At 64.4% G+C, this 6,616-nt stretch carries 5 protein-coding genes; 3 read left to right on the top strand and 2 right to left on the bottom strand.

Going from position 1 to position 6,616, the window contains the following annotated elements:
* Nucleotides 1-186: 186 nt before the first annotated feature.
* Nucleotides 187-606, bottom strand: a complete 420-nt coding sequence (locus GPA21_RS18505) for a Fur family transcriptional regulator (RefSeq protein WP_168989572.1) — start codon at nucleotides 604-606, stop codon at nucleotides 187-189.
* 122 nt (nucleotides 607-728) lie between these two features.
* Nucleotides 729-1,733, bottom strand: coding sequence for a cytochrome-c peroxidase (locus GPA21_RS18510; protein ID WP_168989573.1), 1,005 nt, complete (start codon nucleotides 1,731-1,733; stop codon nucleotides 729-731).
* A gap of 269 nt (nucleotides 1,734-2,002) precedes the next feature.
* On the opposite strand from GPA21_RS18510, the gene GPA21_RS18515 reads away from it, so the two are divergent.
* The 3 genes from GPA21_RS18515 to GPA21_RS18525 form a co-directional block, all read left to right on the top strand.
* Complete coding sequence (locus tag GPA21_RS18515) at nucleotides 2,003-3,280, top strand: efflux RND transporter periplasmic adaptor subunit (RefSeq protein WP_168989574.1); 1,278 nt, start codon at nucleotides 2,003-2,005, stop codon at nucleotides 3,278-3,280.
* Entirely contained in the window at nucleotides 3,277-5,247 is a 1,971-nt protein-coding gene (locus GPA21_RS18520; protein WP_168989575.1) for a MacB family efflux pump subunit, read from the top strand. The genes GPA21_RS18515 and GPA21_RS18520 overlap by 4 nt, the downstream gene beginning before the upstream one ends.
* 8 nt (nucleotides 5,248-5,255) lie before the next feature.
* A partial coding sequence (locus GPA21_RS18525; protein ID WP_168989576.1) for an efflux transporter outer membrane subunit occupies nucleotides 5,256-6,616 on the top strand: 1,361 nt, incomplete at its 3' end.

Raw genomic sequence — 6,616 nt, forward strand, 5'->3', positions numbered from 1 at the left:
GGCGAATTCCATCAGGGCCAGCAGACATCGGGTCTGCCAAACAGGCCGGATATAAGACTGCAGCCAGACTCTGGAACGTCAAAAATGCAAACTTCACTTGCCAAACCGGGAGGCGTCCATATAAGCGGCGTGAGCCGCGAATGCTGCTTGGCCGACAGGCACCAAGGCCTGTACCGTTCGAGGGCCTCAGGCAGGTGCCCGGCTTCGCACCCGGATGATCACATCAACTTCTTCCAGCTCGAGACCCGCCGGCAGCACCGGAGTGCCGATGACCTGCAGCTCGTCGGCCGAAACGTCGGACAATTCGCCGGTCCGTACGTCGAACAAGTGGTAGTGCGGCGCAGTGTTCGAATCGTAGAACACCCGTTCCGGGTCAACAACGAGTTCTCTGACCATGTTTTTCTCACGGAAAAGCTTGAGGGTGTTGTAGACCGTCGCACGTGACATCTCGGGCATGTGCTCGCGCACCCGCGCGAGCACCTGGTCCGCCGACAAATGAACCGGACGAGCGAACAACACTTCGGCGATGGCCACTCGCTGGCGGGTGGGTGGGATGCCTGCCTTGCGAAGACGCTCGGCGGCTCCAGGAAAGCGTGTCGTCACCATATGCGCTCCTTCCGGTAAGGGACTGGGGCAGCACCGCAAACAAGCGGGGCAGCCCCGGATTCCAATGACGAAACCCGCGCACGCGCGGGTTTCGTTTGTGCTTCACACGTCTCGCGCGCCGATTACCGGAACGGATCCGGGCGCGGCGTGTCGTTGGACGACGGCGGCAATATCGGCAACGTCAGTTGCGGCATGTCACCGGTCAGCGTTTTCAGGAAAGCCACGATCTTGTCGATCTCTTCCTCTGTGTAGTGACGGCCGAGCTGGATCTGGCCCATGATGTCGACCGACTCCTCGAGGGTGTTGGCCTGGCCATCGTGGAAGTACGGATAAGTGTATTCCACGTTGCGCAGCGTCGGCACCTTGAAGCTGAAGCGGTCAGCGTCGTTGCCTGTAATCGAGTAACGGCCCTCGACCGGCGAGGTGCTCTCGTAGGCGCGAACGATACCCATGCGCTGGAAGGACGTACCGCCGGCGGCCTCCCCGTTGTGGCAAGCGGTACAACCGCTATCCTTGAAGATCTTGTAGCCTTCGAGCTCATAGGCAGTGATCGCATTGTCGTCACCCTTGAGCCACTGATCGAAGCGCGCGTTCGGCGTCACCAGGGTTTCTTCGAACTCGGCGATTGCTGCGGTCACCATGTCGATCGTGATGTCGCGCGAGCCAAAGACCTGTTCGAACTCGTCCTGGTAGCCCGGAATGGAGTTCAGCACGTCCAGCGCCAGCGTGTGCGGCATGTTCATCTCGATGTCGGCCTGGATCGGACCGGCAGCCTGCTCCTGAAGGTCGGCAGCACGGCCGTCCCAGAACTGGGCGATCGCAAGACTGGAGTTCAGCACCGTCGGGGCATTGACCGGGCCAGCAGCCCAACCGTGACCGATGGAGGTGGCGAGGTTGTCGGTACCGCCGCGCGACAGGTTGTGACAGGTGTTGCACGAGATGATGCCGGACATCGACAAGCGCGGTTCGAAGAACAGTTTCTTGCCGAGTTGAACCTTGGCGGGATTCTCCGAGACATAGGGCTGGATCGGGGTAATCGGCTCGTCGCGAACGGCGGACGCCCAGGCGACGGAGCTGACTGCGGTCACCGCAATCGCCACGGCCAGACTGCTGAGTTTGACTTTCATGATGCACTCCTTGAGAGAGGGAAGCTGTTTAGACGCTGTCTAAATATTGGTGACGATTAGACACCCATGCCCGTACCCCGTTATTGATCCAGATCATGAAAACTTCCGATTTTCGCGACGATAGCCGAAGACTGACCGCCCGTGTGATCCACTCCACATGGCGTATCCAGACGCCCCGCGAACGTTGCGCTGCAAAACGATACAAACGCTACACATCCAGTCGCTAAGCTCTAATCCATTGCTCCAGTGAACCTCCGGCCCGATTCGAAATGACGACCTCCCCGCCAGTGTCCCGCTCCCGAAAACGACCGCGGCGCACCAACCGCATCCTGCTCGGCCTCATCTTTCTCGCAGTCGCCGGCCTTGGCGGCTGGGCGGGCTGGAAGCACTGGTGGAGCACACCCAACGAGAGCGCGCGGCTGCAGTTCGTGGAGATCCAGCGGACCACGATAGAGGATCTCGTCACCGCCACCGGCACCTTGCAGCCGCGCGATTTCGTCGACGTCGGCGCACAGGTTTCGGGCGTGCTCACTCGCATCCATGTCGAGGTTGGCAGCGAGGTGCGCAGTGGCGATCTGCTCGCCGAAATCGACCCCACCGTATTGCAGAGCCGGGTGGACGCCACACGTGCGCAATTGCGCAACCAGCGCGCTCAGCTCATGGACCGCGAGGCGAGCCTTCAACTGGCCGAAATCCAGCAGCGCCGCCAGCGCAACCTGATGGCGGAGGACGCCACCACCGAGGAGGCACTGCAGACCGCCGAGGCCAGCGTGCGCTCGGCCCGCGCCCAGATCGAGGCGCTCAAGGCACAGATCGAGCAGACTGAATCCAACCTCCGCGCGGACGAGGCCAATCTTCAGTATTCGAGAATTCTTGCGCCCATGGACGGCACCGTGGTGTCGGTCTCCGCCCGGCAGGGCCAGACGCTCAACGCCAGTCAGCAGGCGCCGACCATCCTGCGCATAGCGGATCTGGGCACGATGACGGTGCAGACCCAGGTATCGGAAGCCGACGTCGGCCGCTTGCGCCCCGGCATGGAGGTGTATTTCACGACCCTGGGGGGTACCGGGCAGCGCTGGAACAGCCAGCTGCGAACCATTGAGCCGACCCCGACGGTGGTCAACAACGTGGTCTTGTACAACGCCTTGTTCGAGGTTCCGAACGACGACCGCCGGCTGATGACGCAGATGACTGCCCAGGTTTTCTTCATTATCGCCAAAGCCGAGAATGCGCTTTCAGTACCGATGGCGGCCTTGTCGGCTCTCGCACCGCCATCCGGACGCGGCGTCGGCGGACGCAGGCCCGAGGCGACATCCGCCCCCGACGGCGCGACACGACCGGCCGGTCCGGGGCGAAGCGCGACGGTCCGTGTTCAGGCCGACGACGGGACTATCCAGGAACGTGATGTGCGCATCGGCGTGACCAGCCGGGTCGCAGCCCAGGTGTTATCAGGCCTGAACGAAGGCGACATGGTGGTTGCCGGCACGCGAACGACTGGCAACCCCGGTCAGGCGCAGGCAGGCCAGCCCCGGACACCCGCGCGATGAAGGTCGAACCCGACATCGCGCGCCTCTCCGAAACGGCACCGGCGCCCGAATTGATCCGGCTCGAAGGCGTCACCCGCGTCTTTCGCAACGGTGACGTCGAGGTCGAAGTCCTGCGCGGCATCAACCTCGAGATCCGCGAGGGCGAGTTCGTCGCGATCATGGGAAGCTCGGGGTCGGGCAAGTCTACGCTGATGAACCTGCTCGGCTGCCTCGACCGGCCGACATCGGGCAGTTATCGCTTCATGGGTCAGGACGTCGCCGAACTGGACCGGGACGAGCTCGCTCGGCTGCGTCGCGAGGAATTCGGCTTCGTCTTCCAGAGCTACAACCTGATCGCCGGCTCGACCGCCACCGAGAACGTCGAGGTGCCAGCGGTCTATGCCGGCCTGGCGCCGGAAGCACGGCGCGAGCGCGCCGAAGCACTGCTCACCGAGCTCGGTCTCGGAGAGCGGCTCGACCACCGCCCCAACCAGCTTTCCGGTGGCCAGCAACAACGAGTGTCGATTGCCCGTGCGCTGATGAACGGCGGGCGGGTCATCCTCGCCGACGAACCCACCGGCGCACTCGACAGCAAGAGTGGCGCAGACGTGATGCGTCTGCTCTCCTCGCTGTCGGAGCAGGGTCATACAGTGATCCTGATCACCCACGAGCGCGAGGTCGCCGAGCACGCCGACCGGGTCATCGAGATCCGTGACGGACAGATCCTCTCCGATCCGGGCCCCGGGTCCATACGCACGCTCGAGCACAAGGCACGCAGGGACGCCGACCATGACTCGACGCTCATCGAGCTGCTCGAAGCCACCCGCACCGCGGTGCGCGCGCTCGGCCACAACCTGTTCCGTACTGCCCTGACGCTGCTCGGCATCGTCATCGGCGTGGCCTCTGTCATCGCCATGCTGGCCATCGGCGACGGCGCGCGCCAGGAGGTCATCGACCGGATCAGCGCGATGGGCTCCAATCTGCTCACGGTTCGCCCGGGCGCGCCAAACATGCGTGGGCGTGACGCAGGCGCGACCCTCACGCTCGAAGACGTGAAGGCCGCGGCCGAATTGCCCAATGTGCTGGCTGCGGTGCCCGAGCAGGGCGGCTCCGTCACGATCCGCTTCGGCAACATGGACCACCGCACCTCCGCCACCGCTACCACGGCCGATTACATCCTCGCCCGGACCTGGCCGGTGGCCAACGGTACTTTTTTCTCCGCCGAGGACGAGATGCGCTTCGCGGCAGTCACCGTGCTCGGGCAGACGGTCTCGTCTGCACTGTTCGGCAATCGAGAGCCGATCGGCGAGTACGTGCTGGTGAACAACATCCTTTTCCAGGTGGTCGGCGTCATGGCGCCGATGGGAGCAACCGCATGGGGCCAGGACCAGGACGACGTGATCTTCGTCCCTTGGTCCACCGGTAGCTTGCGCCTCTTCGGACAACGCCATGTTCGCAACGCGACGATCGCGGTCGAGGATGTCGCCCTGATCGACGAAACCCAGGCGGAAGTCCACTCGCTGCTGCTCACACGTCACGGGGTCGAAGACTTCTCCATACGCAACATGGCCTCGATCATCGACAACGTCTCGGCGACACAGAACACGATGACCATGCTCCTCGGCTCCATCGCCGCGATCTCGCTGCTGGTCGGCGGCATCGGGGTGATGAACATCATGCTCGTCTCGGTCACCGAGCGGACACGCGAGATCGGGATTCGCATGGCAACCGGGGCACGCACGCGCAACATCATGCAGCAGTTCCTCATCGAGGCGCTGACGGTTTCCGCGCTCGGGGGTCTCATCGGCGTGTTTGCCGGCCTGGGGGTCGCCGCACTCATCGAGCGTTTCGGCACGCCGATCCAGTACTCGGTAATGCCGGTGGCACTCGCCTTCGGCTGCGCTTTCGCCACCGGCTTGGTGTTCGGCTTCCTGCCTGCACGCAAGGCCGCGCACCTGGACCCGGTCACCGCGCTCGCCTCGGAATGACGCTACACATGCACACGATGGATCGCATCGCACTCACATTCACCAGTCCGGAAACCGCCCCGAGTGGGAAAGCGAGCTCAGGTTCGATGTTTCCCACTGGCGCAGCAGGACAGTCTCAAGTCCGACAGGCTGCCAGGGTGCGGCTGCTTGCCGCCACCGCCTTCTCACTCTTGCTCGCGGGCTGCGCACCCTCGTTGGTCGCCCCCGGGACACCGGTCGCGTTACCGACATCATGGAGCGAAGCGACCGCCGACGACAGCGACCGGGCCACCCTGGAAGCGGACTGGTGGTCCCGGTTCGGTTCCAGCGAGATCCCGCATTGGATCGATGAAGCACTCGCCGGCAGCCCTGACCTCGGGATCGCCGCTGAGCGCGTCGTGCAGTCTGAACTCGCCGCACGGAACGCCGGCGCTAGCCTTTTCCCGACCCTCGATCTCAACGTCGCGACCAACGTACGCGTCGCGGACGCGAGAGGCGTCAGCGCGAGCACCACCGAGTCCTCCTCTGTCGGGCTGGCGGTCGGGTACGAGATCGACCTGTGGGGCAGCCGTATCACCAACCTGCGCGGCAGCCAGGCACAGCTTGCCGCGAGTCGTCACGATTTCGATGCCGCACGGCTGTCGCTGACCGCCGCGGTCGTCAATGCCTACACCCAGGTGCTGGCACTTCGCGCTCGGCTGGAGATCGCCGAGCAAAACCTGGCTATCGCCGAGCGATTGTTCGAGATTGTCGAGGCCAGATTCCGCCACGGCGCGGCATCCGCGCTCGACGTCAGTCGGCAGCGCTCCACAGTGCTCGCGCAGCGAGACGCGCTACTGCCGCTGCAAACTCAGGAGCGCCAGAGCCGGCGTGCGCTGGCCTTGCTCGTCGGCCAGTTGCCGCAGGGCTTCGATATCGGCCATGAAGGTTTCGAGGCGCTCACCGTGCCGGAAGTTGAGGCGATGCTGCCCGCCGAGCTGCTCGCAAGACGCCCCGACCTCGCCGCGACCGAAGCACGACTCATCGCCGCCGAGGCCAATATCGCGATCGCCCGCGCCAACCTCTTCCCGGCACGACTCAATCTCGGCGCCAACGTCGGCCTTTCCAGCGCCGAATTCGGTCTGCTCGGCCTCGGCACTCCGGCAGGCAGCGCCACCCTCGCGCTGTCCTTGGTGCAGGCGATTTTCGACGGCGGCCGACTGCGCAATCAGGTCGCCATCAGCGAATCCCAGCAGCGCCAGTTGCTCGAGGAGTATCGCCGCAGCATCCTCGCCGCACTCAAGGAAACCGAGGACGCAATCGCTGCGGTCGACCGCAGCCGGCGCCAGGAGTCGACGCAGCACGAGATCGTGCGCGAAGCCGAGCGCGCGCTGCGCCTGGCCGAACTGCG

This window comes from Azoarcus taiwanensis (genome assembly GCF_012910885.1).
Lineage (GTDB): Bacteria > Pseudomonadota > Gammaproteobacteria > Burkholderiales > Rhodocyclaceae > Azoarcus_F > Azoarcus_F taiwanensis.

Bases quoted from the DNA above. Each gene is read 5' to 3' on its own strand.
- GPA21_RS18505 (WP_168989572.1), bottom strand. From the start codon at position 606: ATGGTGACGACACGCTTTCCTGGAGCCGCCGAGCGTCTTCGCAAGGCA.
- GPA21_RS18510 (WP_168989573.1), bottom strand. From the start codon at position 1,733: ATGAAAGTCAAACTCAGCAGTCTGGCCGTGGCGATTGCGGTGACCGCA.
- GPA21_RS18515 (WP_168989574.1), top strand. From the start codon at position 2,003: ATGACGACCTCCCCGCCAGTGTCCCGCTCCCGAAAACGACCGCGGCGC.
- GPA21_RS18520 (WP_168989575.1), top strand. From the start codon at position 3,277: ATGAAGGTCGAACCCGACATCGCGCGCCTCTCCGAAACGGCACCGGCG.